The 18,856-nt window shown below is 69.3% G+C and carries 15 protein-coding genes and 1 CRISPR repeat array; of the genes, 7 read left to right on the top strand and 8 right to left on the bottom strand.

Features of this window, described 5'->3' with window-relative positions; all coding sequences use genetic code 11:
• The first annotated feature begins 176 nt into the window (after nucleotides 1-176).
• The 7 genes from E1300_RS00145 (at nucleotide 177) to E1300_RS00115 (ending at nucleotide 7,292) form a co-directional block, all read left to right on the top strand.
• Nucleotides 177-1,169 (top strand): NAD-dependent epimerase/dehydratase family protein, encoded by a 993-nt coding sequence (locus E1300_RS00145; RefSeq protein WP_165502607.1) that lies wholly within the window; start codon nucleotides 177-179, stop codon nucleotides 1,167-1,169.
• Nucleotides 1,166-2,146, top strand: coding sequence for a thymidylate synthase (locus tag E1300_RS00140; protein ID WP_131754771.1), 981 nt, complete (start codon nucleotides 1,166-1,168; stop codon nucleotides 2,144-2,146). Before E1300_RS00145 ends, E1300_RS00140 begins: the two co-directional genes overlap by 4 nt.
• Nucleotides 2,146-3,933, top strand: a complete 1,788-nt coding sequence (locus E1300_RS00135; protein WP_131754770.1) for a carbamoyltransferase family protein — start codon at nucleotides 2,146-2,148, stop codon at nucleotides 3,931-3,933. Before E1300_RS00140 ends, E1300_RS00135 begins: the two co-directional genes overlap by 1 nt.
• Nucleotides 3,930-4,970: a hypothetical protein gene (locus tag E1300_RS00130; protein WP_131754769.1), complete on the top strand. Its 1,041-nt coding sequence runs from the start codon at nucleotides 3,930-3,932 to the stop codon at nucleotides 4,968-4,970. The genes E1300_RS00135 and E1300_RS00130 overlap by 4 nt, the downstream gene beginning before the upstream one ends.
• 120 nt (nucleotides 4,971-5,090) lie before the next feature.
• Nucleotides 5,091-5,618 (top strand): P-loop NTPase family protein, encoded by a 528-nt coding sequence (locus E1300_RS00125; protein WP_242618856.1) that lies wholly within the window; start codon nucleotides 5,091-5,093, stop codon nucleotides 5,616-5,618.
• A gap of 22 nt (nucleotides 5,619-5,640) precedes the next feature.
• On the top strand, nucleotides 5,641-6,513 hold the full coding sequence (locus E1300_RS00120) for a class I SAM-dependent methyltransferase (protein WP_131754767.1): 873 nt from the start codon (nucleotides 5,641-5,643) through the stop codon (nucleotides 6,511-6,513).
• Complete coding sequence (locus tag E1300_RS00115; RefSeq protein ID WP_131754766.1) at nucleotides 6,510-7,292, top strand: phosphotransferase; 783 nt, start codon at nucleotides 6,510-6,512, stop codon at nucleotides 7,290-7,292. Before E1300_RS00120 ends, E1300_RS00115 begins: the two co-directional genes overlap by 4 nt.
• Nucleotides 7,293-8,493: 1,201 nt before the next feature.
• A CRISPR array of direct repeats spans nucleotides 8,494-9,500; the repeat unit is 29 nt; unit sequence GGGACCATCCCCGCGCGTGCGGGGAGCAG.
• Nucleotides 9,501-9,669: 169 nt separating this feature from the next.
• On the opposite strand, the gene cas2e is transcribed toward E1300_RS00115, so the two are convergent.
• The 8 genes from cas2e to cas3 are packed head-to-tail and all read right to left on the bottom strand — an operon-like array spanning nucleotide 9,670 to nucleotide 18,736.
• Nucleotides 9,670-10,020 (bottom strand): type I-E CRISPR-associated endoribonuclease Cas2e, encoded by a 351-nt coding sequence (gene cas2e, locus E1300_RS00110; RefSeq protein WP_131754765.1) that lies wholly within the window; start codon nucleotides 10,018-10,020, stop codon nucleotides 9,670-9,672.
• A complete protein-coding gene (cas1e, locus tag E1300_RS00105) occupies nucleotides 10,017-10,970 on the bottom strand; it encodes a type I-E CRISPR-associated endonuclease Cas1e (RefSeq protein ID WP_131754764.1) in 954 nt (317 codons plus the stop codon). The genes cas2e and cas1e overlap by 4 nt, the downstream gene beginning before the upstream one ends.
• A 3-nt stretch (nucleotides 10,971-10,973) precedes the next feature.
• Nucleotides 10,974-11,663, bottom strand: coding sequence for a type I-E CRISPR-associated protein Cas6/Cse3/CasE (gene cas6e, locus E1300_RS00100; RefSeq protein ID WP_131754763.1), 690 nt, complete (start codon nucleotides 11,661-11,663; stop codon nucleotides 10,974-10,976).
• A 1-nt stretch (nucleotide 11,664) separates the two neighbouring features.
• The gene (cas5e, locus tag E1300_RS00095; protein WP_131754762.1) at nucleotides 11,665-12,372 is read right to left on the bottom strand and encodes a type I-E CRISPR-associated protein Cas5/CasD; all 708 of its coding nucleotides are present in this window, start codon (nucleotides 12,370-12,372) and stop codon (nucleotides 11,665-11,667) included.
• The gene (gene cas7e, locus E1300_RS00090; RefSeq protein ID WP_131754761.1) at nucleotides 12,369-13,565 is read right to left on the bottom strand and encodes a type I-E CRISPR-associated protein Cas7/Cse4/CasC; all 1,197 of its coding nucleotides are present in this window, start codon (nucleotides 13,563-13,565) and stop codon (nucleotides 12,369-12,371) included. The genes cas5e and cas7e overlap by 4 nt, the downstream gene beginning before the upstream one ends.
• Complete coding sequence (casB, locus tag E1300_RS00085; RefSeq protein WP_131754760.1) at nucleotides 13,562-14,224, bottom strand: type I-E CRISPR-associated protein Cse2/CasB; 663 nt, start codon at nucleotides 14,222-14,224, stop codon at nucleotides 13,562-13,564. The genes cas7e and casB overlap by 4 nt, the downstream gene beginning before the upstream one ends.
• On the bottom strand, nucleotides 14,221-15,900 hold the full coding sequence (gene casA / locus E1300_RS00080; RefSeq protein ID WP_207399401.1) for a type I-E CRISPR-associated protein Cse1/CasA: 1,680 nt from the start codon (nucleotides 15,898-15,900) through the stop codon (nucleotides 14,221-14,223). The genes casB and casA overlap by 4 nt, the downstream gene beginning before the upstream one ends.
• Nucleotides 15,872-18,736 carry a CRISPR-associated helicase Cas3' gene (cas3, locus tag E1300_RS00075; protein ID WP_131754908.1) on the bottom strand — a complete coding sequence of 955 codons (2,865 nt, stop codon included), beginning with the start codon at nucleotides 18,734-18,736 and terminating at the stop codon, nucleotides 15,872-15,874. The genes casA and cas3 overlap by 29 nt, the downstream gene beginning before the upstream one ends.
• Between the last annotated feature and the right edge of the window lie 120 nt (nucleotides 18,737-18,856).

Raw genomic sequence — 18,856 nt, 5'->3', positions numbered from 1 at the left:
CTGAATCCGTGACCTCCTGGTCGCCGCCCAGGTGCACCAGGCCCTGCCTCCGGGAGAAAGCGAACACGATGCCTACACCTTCATCCCCTTCCTCGAAGCTCTCCAATGGCGCCGCGCCGACCGGCTCGTGGCGGGACGTCGATGAGCCCCTGCCGAATGCCCGTACCACGACAGTGATGGTGACGGGCGTCTGCGGCTTCATCGGATCGCATCTGGCGTTGGCACTGCTGCGCGAGGGCGTTGCGGTGATCGGCGTGGACACCAGGCCCGTCAACGCCTGTGCCCGCACCGCCCACCAGCTGCGTCGGCTCTACGACTACTCCGGCTTCCGCATCCTGACGGCGGGGGTGGAGGACCCGGCGGTCACTGGGGCCCTGCGCGGTGTGGACGCGGTGATCCACTTGGCCGCCGCCACTGACGTTGCGGCCTCGTGGGGAGCCGGGTTCTCGGCACATGCCGCCTCCGTGCTGGGGACGCAGCGGCTCCTGGACGGTTGTGTGCAGCAGCAGGTCCCGCGCGTGGTCGTGGCGTCCTCCTCGCACGTGTACGGCCCGGCGAGTGCCGCGATCGCCCGGGAGGACCGGCCGGTGGAGCCGACCTCTCCGTACGGTGTGGCCAAGCTCGCCGCCGAGGGACTCGCGCTCGCCTACGCCCGTCGTCCCGGCTCGACGCTCAGTGCGGTGGCGTTGCGGTTCTTCACCGCGTTCGGGCCGGGCTGCAATCCGGCCATGGTGGTGCCGCGCATGTTCACCGCGGCGCGTACCGGGCAGCCGATGCCGCTGTTCGGTGACGGTAGCGCGCTGCACACCTGGACCTACGTCAGCGACCTGGTGGACGCCGCGATGCGTGCGGTGGAGATCCCCATGGAGGTCGGGTCCGCCGAGGTGGTCAACGTGGCAGGCGCTGACCAGGCGTCGCTGATCCAGGTCGCCGATCTGATCGGGGAGCTCACCGGACGGCGGGTGCCGCTGGAACCCGCCGGGAGACGCGCCGGCGACGCCGCAGGCACTCGTGCCGACCTGACCCGTGCGCACCAGATCCTCGGCTTCGTTCCGCAAGTGCGGTTGCAAGACGGCCTGGCACGCCTGTGGGAGCACATGTCGCACGGCTCCAATCTGAGACCGGCGACCGAAGCCTCGACCGCGGCGGCACGGAGTGGAATCCGATGATCGATGTGAGTGCCGACTCGGCCACCGCACTGTGGGTGGCCGCCATCAACGCCGTCGTCCGGGACGGCGCACCGTGTGCTCCGCGAGGGCTTGGTACTCGGGAGGTCACCGATGCGCATCTCTCGCTGACCCGGCCGCGGCAACGGCTGGTGTACGCGCCGCCCACCCGCGTCATCAACGCGGCGTTCGCCGCGGCGGAGACCGTGTGGATTATCGCCGGCGTCGATGACGACTGGATCTACACCTACAACGAGCGGCTCAAGCGGTTCGCCGACGGCCATGTCCTGCGCGGCGCCTACGGGCCCCGGTTGCGGTCCTGGGCGGACGGCGTGGACCAGCTGGACCTGGTCCGCCGGGAGCTGCTCGCCGAACCGTCCTCCCGGCGCGCGGTCGTCCAGCTGTGGGATCCGGCCCGCGACCATGCAGGACATCGAGACGTGCCCTGCACCCTCGGATACTGGTTCTGTCTCCGCGACGGCCGGCTCGACATGCACACCGCGATGCGCAGCCAGGATCTGTGGCTAGGGTTCTGCTACGACATCTACGTCGACACGATCGTGCACGAACTGGTGGCCGGCTGGGTCGGCGCGAAGCTCGGCGTCTATCACCATCACATCGGTTCGCTTCACCTCTATGACGAGCACATGCCCTACGCCCGCGAACTCGTCAGCGCTCCGTCCGCCATCGATGACGTGCACGGCGTGGAGATGGCACCGCTCACCGTGCCCTGGGAAGACCTCGACCCACTGCTCCACGCGGTGATCAACGGCGAGAACTGCCGGCACCCGGGCTGGACGGAGATGGCCGAGGTCATGCGCAGCTACCGCAGCTACAAGTCCGGCGACACCACCGACGGCCGCGCGCAGGCACGCAACATCGACGGACCGCTCGGGCGAGCTCTGAACGCCTGGTACGACCACCTGGACCGCGCCGCTGGCCTGCTCCAGCCAGACGCCCAGATGAAAGGGCCTGCCTGATGCCCTCAGCCGGGAAAACCAGCGGGTCGCCGGTCGTGCTTGGGCTGTGCTCGGGCACCCACGACTCCTCCGCCGCTTTGATCGGCGACGGCCGACTCATCGGCCTGGTCGAGGAGGAACGCCTCAACGGCGTCAAGCACACCAACGCCTACCCCGAGCAGGCCGTCGACTGGCTGCTGCAGCGCGCCGCGCTCACTCCCGGCGCGGTGACCCATGTGGCGTACAACTTCGATCCGCGCCGCTATCTGGCCGCAGCCCCTCTGGCAGTGCCCTACCTGCTGCTGCCTTCCACCGCCCGGCGAGCGCTTCCACGCGCGCACTCGTTCGCCCGCGTCCATCGCAACGGCCGCGCCCGTTTCCGCCAGTTCCGTGAACGCTTTCCCTCGGCGCGGGTAGTCGGCGTCGAGCACCATCGCGCCCATGCCATGTACGCGCTGGCCGCCGGGCTCGACGGTCGGGACGAGGATCCCGGCGATTCGGCGGTATTGGTCGTCGACAGCCTCGGTGAGCGGGTGACCACGAGCATCTCGCGGGCCCGCTGCACTCCCCTCGGTGTCGAGTTGAGGCGGGTGTGCAATATCGGCGACCCGGCCTCGCTCGGCTACGTCTACGGTGCGGTCACCGAGCATCTGGGATGGCGGCGCGGCGACGAGGAAGGCACGGTCATGGCGCTGGCCGCCCTCGGAGACCCAGGACGCTTCAGGACGCTCTTCGCCCGCGCGATCCCGATCGGCCCTGGCAATTTCGCCCTCGACACGTACCTGTTCCCGCTGCGCGTCCTGTCACATCGCTGGCCGCGCGTGTCGAGTACGTTCATCGCCGCGACCTGCCCGCCTCGATCTGCCAGCGACCCCGTCGAGCAGATCCACATGGACCTCGCAGCGGCGCTACAGGAACGCGTCGAGCAGGTGATGGTGCATCTGGCCCGCCACGCGCGTGAGACGACCGGAGCCAAGCACCTGGCGGTGTCGGGAGGCGTGGCGATGAACTGCGTGGCGATAGGCCGCATCTGCGAGGAGGCCGGATTCGCCAAGGTCGTAGTTCCCCCAGCCCCCGGTGACTCCGGTACCTCAGCCGGGGCCGCCTTGGCCGTCGTCCATCGGCTGACCGGACAGCTTCCCGCCGGGGCCGGTAGCTGTTACCTGGGACCCGGCTATCCCGGGTTGGAGCTCTCTTCACGGCCCCGGCGCGGGCTGACCGCGGTTCGGCTTGCCTCGCCAGCCGCGACGATCGCCGCGCGGCTGGCGAAGGGGCACATCATTGGGCTGTTCCAGGGACGCCTGGAGGCCGGACCTCGCGCGCTGGGCAACCGGTCGATCCTGGCTTCCCCGCTGGACCCGGGTGTGGTGGACCGGCTGAACATGACGGTGAAGTACCGCGAACCGTTCCGGCCGTTCGCACCCATCGTCCTGGCCGACCGCGCGTCCGAGTACTTCACGCTCAGGCAGCCCTCACCGTACATGTCGATCGCATCGCGAGTCACCGCCCGCGCCGCCCAGGCCCTTCCCGCTGTGGTCCACGTCAACGGCACCGCACGCATCCAGACGGTGACCCCCGAGCAGAACCCATTCCTGGCCGAAGTACTGGCCGCGTTCGCCGCGATCACCGGACACCCCTTACTCATCAACACCAGCCTGAACATCAAGGGCAAACCGATCTGCGGCACCCCGGACGCAGCGTTGGACTGCCTCACCGAATCCGGCCTGGACGCCCTGCTCATCGAGAACTGGTGGGTCACCAAGGAACCCGCGGCGGAGCCGGCCACCGAGGCGGAGTCGACATCATGAGAATCGGCTACAGCTTCTGGGGATTCCTCGGTGCAGGCATTACCGACACCCCCGACGGCGGACGCAGCCACCGCGCGACCCTCATCAACGGCCTCCTCGACGCAGGTCACGACATGGTGTTCCTACAAGCCAACCGCGACCTGGACGAGGCCGGCGACGACCTCGGCGGCCGCTACACCTGGGATCTCCAATTTCCCGACATCGAGGTGCTGTTCTGCGAATGGCGGTGGCCGATTCCCCGCCGCAACACCACCACCTGCGACAGCCCCGGCCACACCTGCGACCTCCATCGCCAAGAAGAACTGCTGAACCACTACACCTATCGGCGGCACACTCCCACGCTGCTGTGGGATAAGGACCTACAGTTGCCCGCCGCGCACCCGCTTCGCGCCATCCCCCATGTCACCGTGTGCGAGGCGGCCCTGCACCCCTGGCCCGGCACTGAGAGCCTGCTGTTCCCGGTAGCCGATCAAGCCATCGATGCCGCTGAACCGCTCGACCTTGCTGACGAGCAGCGGAATCTACCGCTGGTCTACATCGGCAATCAGTACGACCGCGACGAGGCCTTCGACCAGTACTTCGCACCGCTCGCCGCCGACTTCGATCACCAGGTCGCCGGGAAATGGACGTCCACCAACCGCTGGCCGAAGGTGAACTTCACCGGACGCATCCCGTTCACCGCCGTGCAGCCGCTCTACCGCCGATCGCTCACCACGGTCCTGCTGGCTCCGGACCGGCTCGCCGCCCGCGGCCAGTTCACCCAGCGGCTCCCCGAAGCCGTCCTCGCCGGATGCCTGCCCCTCGCCCCCTCCCAGCTACGGTCCGTCGACCTCATCATTCCCGGCGATCTGATCATCGACGACGCCACACACGCCGCGTCCGTACTCGCGGCCCTGGTCAAGCAAGCCGGCAGTGGTCGGCACGCCGACCTCATCGGCCGCTGCATCACCCACCTGGCCCCGTTCCGCCTCTCGCGGCAACTCGGCACCTTGGAACGGCTCCTCGACCAAGCCACCGCATCGTCACGGCGGCGGTGACCGCCATGACCACTCTGTCCCTCGGCGCCCATGCGGCGACATCGCCTCGACCTCGACCAAGTAGCGGCCAGTCGCGTGTATGGCCGCGCCACCCCCCGACAGTCGTTACCTTCGATGCACGTGAGCCTCAACGAACCCGTCAAGCGCGTAGCGATCATCGGCTGCGGCGGCAGCGGCAAAACCACCATCGGCCGCCGCATCGCCGCCGCCCTCGGCACCACCATTACGCACTTGGACGCCGTGTACTACGACGACGAGTGGAACAAGCTGTCCCAGGACAAGTTCGCCCAGATCCAGCACGAGCTGGTCGCCGCGGACCGTTGGGTGATCGACGGCAACTACGCCGGCACGCTGCCAATCCGGCTCCATCGCGCCACCCATGTCATCTTCCTCGACCTGCCCGCCACCACCTGCCTATGGGGCATCGCCCAGCGCAGATGGCGATACCGAGGCGGTCAGCACGACAACGGTGTGTACGACACCATCAACTGGGGTTTCATCAAGTACATCTGGGGCTACCGCAAGACCATGGCACCCCGGGTCAGGACTCTGCTCGCCGAGCACGGCAACGACGCCCAGATCCTCATCGCCACGTCCCGCCGCGCAGCCAACCGCCTCACCGACGAACTGGAGCGCGCCGCCCGCTGACCCACCCCCGGGCGGTGGCCTGATGCCACCGCCGCATGATCACCGCGAGCAGCCGTTCACCGATCCCGCCGTCGTCCCCTCCTTGTACGCCGACCGGGACCGCGTCAGCAGGCGCAGCAGCGCGCTACTTAGCGCCAAGATCCACGGATCCCACGTTGGTCGAACAGCAGCGGACCTGCTCGACTCCGCCGCACCCGACCTCGCCACGCCCCAGCTCGGCGCTACGCCCCTACTGGCCGACATCGGCTGCGGCAACGGACGTCCCACGCACGCCTTGCTCAACCGCTTCCCACACCTGCGGATTCTCGCCATCGACGCCTCAGCCGCAATGCTCCGAGAAGCCCGCGAACATCTCACCGCCAAACGACCACACCGCAACGAGCTGTTGTACGTCCAAGGCGACTTCCACCAGCTCCCCCTCGCCGACCACGTCCTGGACGCCGCCACAGCCATCTTCTGCCTCTACCACTCCACCCGCCCCGCCGACGCCATCGCCGAGATCGCCCGCACCCTCAAACCAGCCGGCACCGCGCTCCTGATCACCAAGTCCGCCGACAGCTACCGCGAACTCGACCAGCTCCTCGCTCACACCGGCCTGGACACCGATGCCACCCGCCGCCCCAGCCTGTACGCGTCCGCCAACAGCGCTAACCTGCCCACGCTCACGGCCACGGCACTGGACGTGACGACAGTCCTCCACGACCGGCACGTCTTCCGCTTCCGCGACGCCAACCACCTGGCCGACTACCTCACCACCATCCCCAAATACCACCTCGGCCACCTGCAAGGGGCCCCCGAGGCTCTAGCGGCCGAGCTCAGGCACCGTCGTGGAGATGGCCCCACTACCGCCACATCCACGATCACCTACGTCCTAGCCCGGCGGCGATCACCATGACCACCACCTGGACCAAGACCTACACCGACCTCCAGACTCGCCGAACGGCTGCCGCCAACCATCAGTGGCTGACCCAGCAGATGCGCGCACTCAGCACGCCGATGCAGCTAGCCCGACTCCAGCAGACAAACCCCCGCGAGCTGACTTTCGACTACGTATTCGGCCACCACGCCCGTCCTCGTGACCTCGTCATGATCGCCGGAACGATGGGGCACTTCCACCAGGCCGTGCACCGCACCGCGCTTCACCAAGCCCGGCTCGACAGACCCTTCCGTGCAGACCCCGACCTCTCCATCCCCGACTTCATCGCCGCACGGCGAGACCGCATCCGTGCCCACTTGAAGAACAGCCGCGTCCCCGCCCCCGCCCTGACGGCAGACCAAGCCGTCCAGGCCATCGAAGCGGCAGCCGACGCCCCAGCCTCCATCTACGCCGACGCCAACCTCCGCAACCTCCTGGTCGATGGCTCCCGGGTCACCATGGTCGACTACGACTGCCTCACCCTCGCACCGTTCGGATACGACCTCGCGAAACTCATCGTCAGCCTCGCGATGACCCACGGCCCGCTTCGACCAGTGACAATCGGCGACGCCCTCACCGCCTACAACCACGCCCTCACCGCAGCACCACATCCGCTACCGGTCGTCCCATGGCGAGAACTAATGCAATGGACAGAGATCCACCACATCCTCACCAGCCCCTACCTGGGACGTCACTGCTACCGCCACAGCTGGCACCAGACACGCCCAACCCCGCACCACCCTCCTCGAACCGACTGATACGTCACCACTGCACGCAACTGCCTCGCCAACGAGCGCTCGCGTGCCCTTCCGGGCGTTACCACAACGGTTAATCCGGACCTGTTGGCCGAGATCCCCTGCGCGAGACATCCCCGCGCGCGTGCGGAGGAGCAGGCCGAATGCCCAGTCGTGGTCCGGCACCCGCGGGACCATCCCCGCACGTGCGGGGAGCAGGTGGCGACCCGGCCTCGCCGGCTGTCTTACTTGGGACCATCCCCGCGCGTGCCGGGAGCAGTTGTCGTGCTTCCCCATCACTTCGTCCTCTCGGGGACCATCCCCGCGCGTGCGGGGAGCAGAACACCCAGCCCCGGCGGTTGTACCCGGCGCAGGGACCATCCCCGCGCGCGCGGGGAGCAGGGCGACCTCATCCGGTGCGGAGCCCTGGAGCTGGGCCCATTCCCGCGCGTGCGGGGAGTAGCCAGGCCGCGAGGTCGTGACGTCCGCCTTGTCAGGACCATCCCCGCGCGTGCGGGGAGCAGACCCCGGCCGCCCGTGCGGCTCTGCTCAGCGCGGGACCATCCCCGCGCGTGCGGGGAGCAGAGGTCGGTGCCGTTCCGGTAGATCGACATGTCGGGACCATCCCCGTGCGTGCGGGGAGCAGAGCGCGCGGGCGATCGTCATGACCGCAATCACGGGACCATCCCCGCGCGTGCGGGGAGCAGGGTGAGGAGCACCCGGACCGGATGCTCGACCTGGGGCCATCCCCGCGCGTGCGGGGAGCAGACCGCGTGCGGAAGAGCTGCGTTCCCACACCGGGGCCATCCCCGCGCGTGCGGGGAGCAGTCGTCCGCCACCATCTTGGTAGCGACCCGCCGGGGACCATCCCCGCACGTGCAGGGAGCAGACGGCGTTACCGCTGTTGCCGTTCCAGAACTCGGGACCATCCCTGCGCGTGCGGGGAGCAGTTCTCGGCGATCGCCTCGGCACGGGCCTTGACGGGACCATCCCCGCGCGTGCGGGGAGCAGCGCCGTCGTCATCGCGCCCCCCGCCAGGTGGCCAGGATCATCCCAGCGCGTGCGGGGAGCAGGCCGCGAGCGTCGTCGAGGACAGGTACCCGCCGGGACCATCCCCGCACGTGCAGGGAGCAGTGGGAGCCTCCGACGAGGAAGCGGAGCAGCCCGGGACCATCCCCGCGCGTGCGGAGGCAGCCCGAGACGCCAGAGCCGTACACCGTGACGGTGGGACCATCCCCGCGCGTGCGGGGAGCAGCCGCCCGCGGCGATCGAGAAGGTCTTGTTCGGGGGACCATCCCCGCGCGTGCGGGGAGCAGCCAGCGAGGTCGCGCAGGCGATCGGCGAACGCGGGACCATCCCCGCGCGTGCGGGGAGCAGAGGTGCGGGAACGGCCTGGTCAGCACGCGCTCGGGACCATCCCCGCGCGTGCGGGGAGCAGCTCCCGGTCTGCTGGAGCAGCGCGGCCCGCAGGGGACCATCCCCGCGCGTGCGGGGAGCAGAGGAATTCCTCACCCGCCGTCTTGGGCTGGAGTGGACCATCCCCGCGCGTGCGGGGAGCAGCATGGTCCTTCCTCCTTTCCTATTCGCTACCGGGGACCATCCCCGCGCGTGCGGGGAGCAGCCCCGGGGGGAGGAGGGGCGGCGTAGGTCCCGGGGACCATCCCCGCGCGTGCGGGGAGCAGCCCCGGGGGGAGGAGGGGCGGCGTAGGTCCCGGGGACCATCCCCGCGCGTGCGGGGAGCAGCTCGTGCCAGGCGCCCATCAGAACGGCGCCCCGGGACCATCCCCGCGCGTGCGGGGAGCAGAGTCGATGGACCAGTCGGCCCACTGACCAGTGGGGACCATCCCCGCGCGTGCGGGGAGCAGCCGTCCGCTGAGCCGTCCGCAGGCGCGTCCCGGGGACCATCCCCGCGCGTGCGGGGAGCAGTCATCCGCAGATGAAGCTCGGGGCTGCGGAGTTGGGACCATCCCCGCGCGTGCGGGGAGCAGGTCCGCGCGCTCCAGGCGGGCCTCGTAGTCGAGGGACCATCCCCGCGCGTGCGGGGAGCAGTCCGCCGAATCGTTCGACGTCGCGGCGGGCTTGGGACCATCCCCGCGCGTGCGGGGAGCAGGGGTTCCTCCGCGGCCACGAGCAGCCCGAGGTGGGACCATCCCCGCGCGTGCGGGGAGCAGCGCGATCGTCAGGTTGCACAGCCTGCGGACGCGGGACCATCCCCGCGCGTGCGGGGAGCAGACTTCCTGACCTGCGGGTCTATCGGCGGGGACGTCTCGTTTTGAGCACTTCTTGCGATCCGGTCATATCGCATCAAACATCCGCATGGGTGGCGTAGACGGGTCGTGGAGCGGTCGCAGCAGGAGAGGATGCGGATGCTCGTGGGCGCTGAGAGGCGTGCGTTCGGTGGTTAGCGTTTGCCGTAGCGGCGGCGTTTGCTGGCTTTGCTCCAGCCGGCCGGTGGGGGTGTGGCTGTGATGGTGGGTTGGTTCTTGGGGCGGCGGATGAGGGTGAGGCCTTCGTGGTCGATGGGTTGCCATTTGTGGTCGCGGGACTCGAAGGTGAAGCCCTGTTCGTTGTTGGTGCTGTAGGCAAGGAGGGCTCGGCCGGTGTCGGCGTATTGGTGGACCTCGTCCCAGAGGGCTTGCCTGATGCGTGCTGATGGGCCGCCGATGAAGACACCGGGGGCGATCTCCATGAGCCAGCGGGTGAGGAAGCCGCGTAGGCCGGCGGGGCAGTTGGTGAGGATGATGATGGTCACCAGTTGAAGTCTTCGGCGTAGTTGCGGCCGGAGGCGACGTCCATGCCGTGGTCGCTTTGCAGGGTGACGTGGTCGGTGTCGTCTGCGGTGGGGTCGCCTCGGGTGTCGTCGGGCAGGAGCAGTTGCTTGATGTCGGTGACGCAGCGTTGAAGCAGCTTGACCTGGTTGACGCGGTCGCGGATGGCGCGGCGGGTGCGTGGGCCGATGTCGTCGGGGCTGTCTGCGGCGACTTCGAAGGCGACGGGGATGGCGATCTCGGTCTTGTAGAGGTCGGCGATGTCCAGGACGAAGGCGAGTTCGTGGCCGGAGTGGATGAAGCCGAGTCCGGGCGCGCAGCCCAGTGCGGAGACGGTGGTCTGGGCGACGCCGTACATGCATTGTGCTGCGGCGGTGACGGCTTGGTTGGCCGCGTCGCCCAGGTCGAAGGCTCCGGGCTGGTACTGGCGGCCGGTCCAGGGCAGGCCGACGCGGTTTGCTTCGTAGCGGTAGCGCTCTTTGACGCGTTGGCCTTCTTTGCCGAGTAGCTCGTGGCGGCTGAGGCCGGTGGGGTCTTCGCCGGGGAAGCGCATGCGGTACATGGCGCGGGCGACATCGAGTCGGCTGCGGCGGTTGGCCCATTTGGTGGCTTGGGCTTCGACGAGGGCGGAGGAGCGGTTGAGGGAGCGGCCGCCGGAGTAGAAGCGGACGCCTTGTTCGCCGACCCAGACGACTCCGGCGCCGCTGTCGCCCAGCACGCTCATGGCTTGGTGGGTGACGCGGGTGCCGGGGCCTAGGAGCAGGGTGCCGATGGTGGCGGAGGGGATGTGGGTGATGCCTTCGGCGTCTTCGGCGGTGATGGCGTTGTCGTCGCGGTGCAGGGTGCAGCGTTCGAGGTAGATGAAGGAGAGCCGGTCGCTCATCCGGGTAAGTTCGCGGGGTGAGGACGCGCCGCGTTTGCCGACGGTCGACATCGGTCAGGCTTTCGCCAGGGTCATCAGGCCGCAGCCGTAGGCCTTGGCGCGGCCGAGTCCTTGGGTCAGGGTGGCGCGGAAGGCGTCGGGGTCGGTGACTTCCAGGCGTCCGTCGAAGGTGACGGCGACCACGGTGACCTGGCCGCCGTTGCCCTTCTTGGTGAAGCGGAGCTGGCGGCGGCCGTGGACGATGAGGTCGTGAGTGTCGTGGCCGGGGATCAGCTGCTTTTCGGCGGGTTTCTCCAAGATTCTGAAGCCCGCTTTCCCCTGTTGTTTGAGGAGCCAGCCGAGTTGGTGGGTGGGGCCGATGTGCGCGGTGACCTTGGTGGGTTCGTCGGCGTTGCGGCGGATGCTGTGGACGGGGTTGGCGGTGAGCCTGAAGCTCCAGCTGTCGCCTTTGGCGAGGCGTTCGAGGAAGGGGGTGTAGTCGAAGGTGTCCCAGCGGGCTGTGGTCGGCCAGCCTGCCTGCTCGACCAGGTGGGTGAGGTCGGGTCGCATGGGGCTGACGATGCACAGGTAGGTGGCGGCGTTGCCGTCGCGGTCCAGCCGCCACAGGACCCGGGGCCCGTTGCTGCCGGGTGCCGGTGGTTCGGCGAAGGAGGTCATGACGGCCGCGTGCATGGTCTGGGGGGAGGCCAGTAGCTTGCGGGCGCCGACGCGTCCGGTGTTGATGCGGAAGCGCGTCAGGTACATGTCACTCGCTCCTCAGGACGGACGTCGGGTCGTGTGAGACGGGCTGGGTCGCGCGCGGGTTGGGCACGGTGGCCGTGGTGGTGCGGACGCCGCGGAAGGCGTACCGGCGGTGTGCGGGGTCGAAGCTGAGCGGCTGATCGCGGAGCATGTCGACGCGCCCCGTTGCGCCGGTCGCCTCGATGAGCACCTCGAGTGTGATCTCGGGCTCGTTGCGGCGCCGCCATTGGTGCCATTCCGACGCCCGCCACGGTTCGGCTACCAGGGCGGCTTCGAGGTCGAGGTCCTCGCGTAGAGCCAGGTCGATCGGTCGTGCGGGCGGGCATGACCGGCGGCCCAGGTAGGGCAGGTAGCCGGGCTGCCGAAGCGCGTGGAGTAGTTCCGATAGCTGCTGGTGTGGTCCCTGGAGGGCGGCGACGAAGACGGCGTCGGCCAGGTAGAACCGTTCGGAGACGGGGAAGGCGTCGCCGGTGTCGATGTCGTGGGCGGTCTGGAAGTCGCGCAGCAGCGTGCCGCGCTGGTCGACGCGGACACCGAACTGCAGCGCGGCCAGGTCAGAGGGGTCGGCGGTGCGGGGGCGGCCGAGTGCTGCGGCCAGCAGTCCCAGGACACCGCTCTTGGTGGGGGCCGGCTCGGTGGTGCGTCTGGCAAAGCGCGCCGAGGACCCCCAGGCCTGGAGCGGGCCGGCGAACTGGAGGAGCAGGACGCTCATGCCGAGCCGTTCTGCCGCCGCTCGACCTCCGCGCCGACCGCCGTGACCGCGTCCTGCAGCGGCAGTTCGGTGCCCAGCGCTGCTAGGGCTTGGGTGTCGTCGCCGACGCGGGTCACCCAGGTGAGGGTGTCCTCGCCCACCCCGAATGCGGTCTCGATCGCGGGGATCTGCTTGGCGAGCCGCTCGCTGGCCTCGCGGACGTGGCCGCCGGTGTCCTGGTCGGCCTGGCAGGGCCGTTCGAACGCGCCGACGAAGTTGACCGGGCGTGACGAGCGGACCTTCACCACCACAGCGTCGGGCAGGGTGTGGTGCCCGAAGGTGTTGATCTTGCCGGTGGGCAGGGATTGGGTGAAGCCGAGGACGAACGCCTCGACCGCGCGGCGCACGGGCGCGTCCACCGGCTCTTCCTTGCGCAAGCCCTTGCCGAGGTTGGTGCGAAGCAGGTCGACGTCGAGGGCGGCGTAGCGGTAGAGGGTCGCGGAGTTGAACTCCACGGTCCCGATCATGCCGGCGCCCTTGTCGTCTTCCTCGCGTTCCTTGTGGTCGTCGACGGCGGTGTAGTAGTCGGACTCGACCTCGGCGCGGTGGACACTGATGGCGTGGGCGACTTGGGCGGCGGCGTCGACGTTGATGTCGGTGTTGTCGGCGACCATCCGGCCGAACAGGGCGATGTCGATGGAGTGGCGGCTGTTGGCGTGCTGCTTGGCCGCAGCCTTGTTCTCCTTGTCCTTGAAGAAGGCCTTGATGTCGTCGCGGCCCCGCACCGCCAGTTCCGCCAGCGCGTCCAGCTGGCGGGCACTGAGGAAGATCAGGTACTTGCCCTCGGGTGCCGGTTCCGGCTTGTCGTCCTTGGTGTTGCGCTTGGGCGGTTCGATCTTGGCGCCGGTGGCGGCCGTGATGGTCTCGGCCGCCAGCGCCCATGCCTCGGCCTGGGGGATGGACTCGTCCAGCACGTGGATGTGTCCGCCGAGCAGTTCGGCCAGCCGACGCGTCCGGACCCCGAGCTCTTGAGGGTCCAGGATGTCGTGGAACGCTCGGCGGGTGGCGCGCTTCCACGCCTGGCTGGACACGCGGGCGCGGCGGACGCCGCCGTAGACGGCGGACTTCGGGGTGCCGGTGTCGTCCCGGTTGAGGTTGCTCGGCGGGACGGTCTGCAGGACGTGCACCTCGACGATGGTCCGGGGGGTGGTCATGCGCTGTCCTTGTCTGTGGAGGGGGCGCCGTCTGCGGAGGCGTCGTCTGTGGGGGTGGTCTCGCCGGTGTCGGCCTTGTAGGTGTGGAAGCTGCGGCCCCAGTCGCGGCGGACCTCGCTCATCCCGCCGGGGGTCTGTGCGCGATAGAGCTGGCGGGCGAGCCGGCCGTAGTCCAGCGGGATCCCGTCTCCGCGCAGCAGGGAGACCACCTCGCGGAGCCGGTAGGCCAGGATCTCGGGGGTTGCGGCGGTCCCGGCCCGGACGAACCGCCGCCGGATCGGCTCGTCGATGTCGTTCGGCGGCATCAATTTCCGGACCGCCTGACCCAAGTCAACGCCCCTTTTGTGCATTGGGCGGCTCTGCGACTGCTGATGCAGGGCGTACAGGGTGACGGCGAGGAAGTAGGCCGCTTCGGCGCGGGTCGCCTGCTGGTTGTCACGCGACAGCAGCGGATGTTCGAACAATCGCTCCGCGCCGGTGACTCCCCACAGGTCGGGAACGTCTTGAGGGAGCTTGCCCGCCCCACGGCGCAGCTGGGCCAGGGCGCCGACAGCAGCAGACCGGTCCGCCAGGTAGCCCTGCTGCACCTCGGCGATAAACCGGCTGGCCGTGTGCTCCACGAAGTCGGTGGGCCGCTGGATTTCGGGTGCCGTTGTCATGCCGGGACCTCCGTCGTGGCGTTTTGGGGTCGCGCGCCGGGCAGGGCCTTGGCGAGCCGCGCGGTGAAGATCTGGTCGGCGCGGGTGGAGCTCAGCCAGACCGCACGCCCGTCCTTGGCCGTCACGACGCGGCCCTCCCAGGCCGACGGGCCGGCGGCGTCGACCAGGTCGCTGCCGAGGGCGCGGATCGTGCGGTGCGCGGTCTTCTGCCAAGCAGCGCGGACCGTCCGCGGGTCATCGCCGGGTTTCAGGTCGGCGAGCCAGTCGCGGAACGGGCCGTCCAGCGACCCGAAGCCCAGGTCGCGGGCGGCGTCCTGCCGTGGCTCGGGCGCATCGCCTGCGGCCCGGGCGAGGTCGGCGGCCAGGTCAGCCAGGATGCCGACGGCGTGCTCAGCGTCGGCGACGGCGTCGATCGCCTCCATCCCCAGCTCGGTGTCCTGTTCGTGCAGCAGCACGACTGGCATCCGGATCTCATCGTCGATCACCTCGTCGATGACCGACTGCTGGGTCCCGTACACCGCGCCGATCAGCCGGGCCCTTAGCAGGAACCCCAGCGGGAGCGGGCCTTGGACGGTCAGCCGGGCCACCCAGTCCAGGATCCGCGGCCGCACGATTTCCGCCGCCTCCTGCCGCTGCTCGGCGCCCTGGACTCTTCCGGCGACCAGTGCGCCCAGACCCCGCCAGGCGCTGCGGGACGGATCATGCGAGCGCGGCAGGTAGACCTGCGCCTGCTTGAACTTCTTCTCCTGAAACGGGCTGCGCCGCCACGCCGTCATCGGCTCCTGCGCGTGCCGGTTACGCGGGGCGAGCGCGTCCCCGTAGGCCAGGACGACGCCGTGCACCCCGTGCTCGTCAAAGTGCAGCCGGACGCGCCGAGACGGCCAGGTGTACAGCTCCCGCAGCCCATACGGCCGGCGGACGGCCTCGACCTCGTCCATCGGCGCGGCGGCCGGAACCTCCCGCCTCCAGATCGGTCGATCCTTGTCCGGGTCGATCTGCAGGTTGGGGGTGTCGAAGGCGATGAGGTTGAGCAGCAGCGTCTCCCGCAGATCATCACCGGCGGCGAGCACACCGCCGAGGTTGCCCGCCCACGCCACCCCCTGCGGATAGCCTCGGCCGCCCTTGACCCGCGGGTCGCCGACCGCTCCCGACTTGATCCCCGAGGTGTCGAACGCCTGCACGTGCACCAGCCACCGCGCGGCCTCGGCGAAATCGAGCCGATCCACGCCGCGTCCCCGCATCGTGAAATACGCGGCACCGTTCGGCACGTCAGCGACGATCTTGTTAAGGGAGGACACCTCGTTCTTCGCGGTGTGCAGCGACGGCGTCTGCAGGAACGGCGTTTGCGGGTGCAGGAGATCGAAACACTCGCGTTGCTCGTCCAGGTACTTGCCGATGCGGTCGAGTGGGAGGTCGCCGTCCCAGAACTCTTCCCACTCCTCCAGGTCTCGGGGGCCCTCGACCGCGTCGTGCAGGATCGCCAGCAGCAGCCGCATCAGCGCGAACTCCTGCGTGGGCAGATCCCCGGTGATGCGACGCAACGTGTACGCCTGGGCAAAGACGTCGCGCAACGACAACACATCATTCGTGCCGTCCGTGCCCAGGACCGGGATCCACGGCCGGCTCGTCAGGTCGAAGGACGGGGTCTCATTCGACACGGGTGGCCTCCAGGCCATCGTCGCGGTGGTAAGTCAGGTCGTAACCTGCCAGCCGGGTACGACAGTTCTCGTCCAGAAACAAGATCAATTCTCCGGCGAGCCAGGAACTGTCCTTGAATTGCCACGCCGGAATGACCTCTTCCTCCAGTTCTGCGATGGCTTGATCGGCGATCTGCGGAATGGTGAATTGGAACGGGAGCCGCAGGCCGCACGCTGCGACGATGCGACCCAGCTGCGACTCGGGCACAGCATCGGTGGGCAGGGCCCGCCCGCCCTTGCCGCCGTCCAGCCACGGCACGGTCCGGACCGTGCCGTCCGCCAACCGCTGGACGACCAGCACCTCCAGCGACTCCACACCGTCACGCACCTGCGCCCGTCCGGCGGGAGTGTCATCGGCCTCGCCCACGCCGGCCTCGATCCAGCCGAGCAGCGCGCTACCGTCCCGCCCTACAGCCGCCAGCCGGAAGCTCTCGGCCTTGGTGCGCTGCTTCTCGATGTGCACCCGGTACCGGGCGTGGGCGGCGTCCATCTCCTGCTGCCACGACGGCGGACCCACCGGCGCCGGACCATAGGCGCTCTGGACCAGCGGGCTGATGTCCTCGGGCAGCCGCACCGACCGCTCCGCCGGCGTCGCCCCGGTCAGATGCGGCCACAGCACCGCGGCCGTGCGTAGCAGCACAGACCGCTGATACACCCGCTGCGAACCCGCCACCGGCTCCACCGGGACAGCGCCCCAATCCGCCCCGGTCACCAGGCACCGGGCCTGCCGCAGCCGCTCGGGACGCTCGCTCTGCCCGGCGCCGCGCTGGTGCCGGTGCAGCCGCCCCATCCGCTGCAACAGCAGGTCGACCGGACACAAGTCCGACACCAGCAGATCGAAGTCGATGTCCAGCGACTGCTCAGCCACCTGGCTGGCCACCACCACGCACGGGCCATCGGGACGTTGCCCGCCTGCCTCGGGCGGACCGAACCGCTCCACCAGATCGGCGTCCTTGCGCATCCGGTCCAGATCCAAGAACCGGGCATGCGCGACGCTGACGTTCCCCTCCCCTAGGCGTTCCCGCAGGTAAGCGGCCGTTTGCAGCACGCGATCGACGGTGTTGCGCACCACCAGCGCACAGCCGCCCGCGGCCAGCTCGCGGTCGAGGCGGTCGGCCAGCAGTTCCAGATCGTCATCGAGCGGCTCCACCTGCACCTCGGTACGCCGCCCCGATGCCGGCACCTCGTGGACGGCGCTCGCCCCATCCCGCACAGCCGATGTGATCAGCGGATATCCGGTTGCGTCACCGACAGCGTCCGCGTCGCAGGTCCCCGAGTACGCCTCTACCAGCTCGCGGCGGCGGCCGGACGGCAACGTCGCCGACAACACCACCACCGGCACCCCGTAAGCACCCAGCCAGGACAGCACCAGATCCAGATAGGAGTTCATGTAGGCGTCATAGGCGTGCGCCTCATCGATGATCACAACCTTGCCCGCCAGCGCCAGATGCCGCAGCGCCAGATGCCGGCTCTTCAGACCCATGAACAGCAACTGGTCGATCGTCCCGACGCCGAACGAGGCCAACATCCCCTTCTTACGGCCCCGCAGCCACTGATGAGCCACCAGCTCCGCCGTCGCGCCGTCCGAGCTGTCCTCATCTGGCTGCACCCCGCGCGTTGCCCGCAGATCAGCCCACGTCAGCGCCCGGAAATCCTCGTTCAGCGCCGCCTTGGAATGAGCGAGCTGGACCGACCGGGCACCCGCGTCGGTCCGCGCATCGGGCAGACGCAGCAACCAGCGCAGCACCCGGGAGAACATCGCGTTACTGGTCGCCATCGTCGGCAACGCCACGAACACCCCACCCGCACCCGACCGGCTCGCGAAGATCTCAGCCACCGCGAGCGCGGCCTCGGTCTTGCCCTCCCCCATCGGCCCCTCAATGATCATCAGACCCGGCGCCATCCCGTCGGCGACCTGCACCGCCCGCTCCTGCAGAGGCCGGATCCGCGCACCGAGCGGTAGATCGAACCGGGAGGCGAACAACTCCGCCGGATCAACGTTGGGGGCGGCGGGTTGCCAGGGCGAGGGAAGGGCCAAGCCCCGCCACGCCGCCTCGACCCGTTCGCGTTCACTGCTGTCCCCGGCCTTGCGGGCATAGGGGAACAAGTCGGCGTTGCTGGCGATCCAGTCAGCGACGATCACCACGCCCGTCAGCAGCGCCTGCACCGGCTGCGGAAGCTTCACTTCACGCCACTGCGGCAGCCGCTCGTCCACACCACACGCCGCGGCGCACGCGTCCAGCAACTCCCACTGCACCTCACGCCACGCCCCTGCGCTCCCAGGAGAACGCAACAACCGCGGACGCGCGGCCAACTCGCTGATGTCCGACGGCGACGGCGGAACACCATGATGACCACCGGCGACAACCGCCCACTGCCACGCCGACCGCTTCCGCCAGCCATACCGCTCCATCAACCACTCATGGAGCAGAACCATCCCGGCAAGCCCATGCGGAGCCAGCCGCCGATCATCCATCTGGCCGCGCAGCGGCATCTCCAAGCCGACCTTGCGCATGCCCTCGGCCAGCAACTCCACCTGACACGCGAACGCCGGCGTCGCCTTTCCAATGTCATGCGTGGCCGCCGACCACACCACCAACCGCCGCGCATCCTTCAGACCGCCCGGCAGAGCCGCAGCGATCACATCCCGCACCTGGGCTGGGAGCCACTCGTCCCACAACAACCCCGCAACCGCACCACTATCGGCGAGATGACGCCACAACGGCAGCCAGTCGTCCTCATCGCGATCATGCTTCGCCCACACCTGCCGCGCAGCCACAGACAACCCAGACCCGAGCCGCGCCAGCCCTGCCATCAGATCCAGCACACGGGCATCCAACTCCTCTGACCCGGAGCCGTAAGGCTCCTTGACCAACCCGGACCGAACCCGGACAACCCACTACCGACCGCACGCGAACGTGCTAGGAGAGCGACG

This window comes from Actinomadura fibrosa (genome assembly GCF_900659615.1).
Taxonomy (GTDB): domain Bacteria; phylum Actinomycetota; class Actinomycetes; order Streptosporangiales; family Streptosporangiaceae; genus Spirillospora; species Spirillospora fibrosa.
Note: the sequence above shows the minus strand (reverse complement) of the source record. Positions and strands in the feature narration are given on the sequence as shown.

Bases quoted from the DNA above. Each gene is read 5' to 3' on its own strand.
- cas3 (WP_131754908.1), bottom strand. From the start codon at position 18,736: ATGGCAGGGCTGGCGCGGCTCGGGTCTGGGTTGTCTGTGGCTGCGCGG.
- E1300_RS00115 (WP_131754766.1), top strand. From the start codon at position 6,510: ATGACCACCACCTGGACCAAGACCTACACCGACCTCCAGACTCGCCGA.
- casB (WP_131754760.1), bottom strand. From the start codon at position 14,224: ATGACAACGGCACCCGAAATCCAGCGGCCCACCGACTTCGTGGAGCAC.
- cas6e (WP_131754763.1), bottom strand. From the start codon at position 11,663: ATGTACCTGACGCGCTTCCGCATCAACACCGGACGCGTCGGCGCCCGC.
- E1300_RS00130 (WP_131754769.1), top strand. From the start codon at position 3,930: ATGAGAATCGGCTACAGCTTCTGGGGATTCCTCGGTGCAGGCATTACC.
- E1300_RS00140 (WP_131754771.1), top strand. From the start codon at position 1,166: ATGATCGATGTGAGTGCCGACTCGGCCACCGCACTGTGGGTGGCCGCC.
- E1300_RS00120 (WP_131754767.1), top strand. From the start codon at position 5,641: ATGCCACCGCCGCATGATCACCGCGAGCAGCCGTTCACCGATCCCGCC.
- casA (WP_207399401.1), bottom strand. From the start codon at position 15,900: ATGGCCTGGAGGCCACCCGTGTCGAATGAGACCCCGTCCTTCGACCTG.
- E1300_RS00145 (WP_165502607.1), top strand. From the start codon at position 177: ATGGTGACGGGCGTCTGCGGCTTCATCGGATCGCATCTGGCGTTGGCA.
- cas1e (WP_131754764.1), bottom strand. From the start codon at position 10,970: ATGTCGACCGTCGGCAAACGCGGCGCGTCCTCACCCCGCGAACTTACC.
- cas5e (WP_131754762.1), bottom strand. From the start codon at position 12,372: ATGAGCGTCCTGCTCCTCCAGTTCGCCGGCCCGCTCCAGGCCTGGGGG.
- cas7e (WP_131754761.1), bottom strand. From the start codon at position 13,565: ATGACCACCCCCCGGACCATCGTCGAGGTGCACGTCCTGCAGACCGTC.
- E1300_RS00135 (WP_131754770.1), top strand. From the start codon at position 2,146: ATGCCCTCAGCCGGGAAAACCAGCGGGTCGCCGGTCGTGCTTGGGCTG.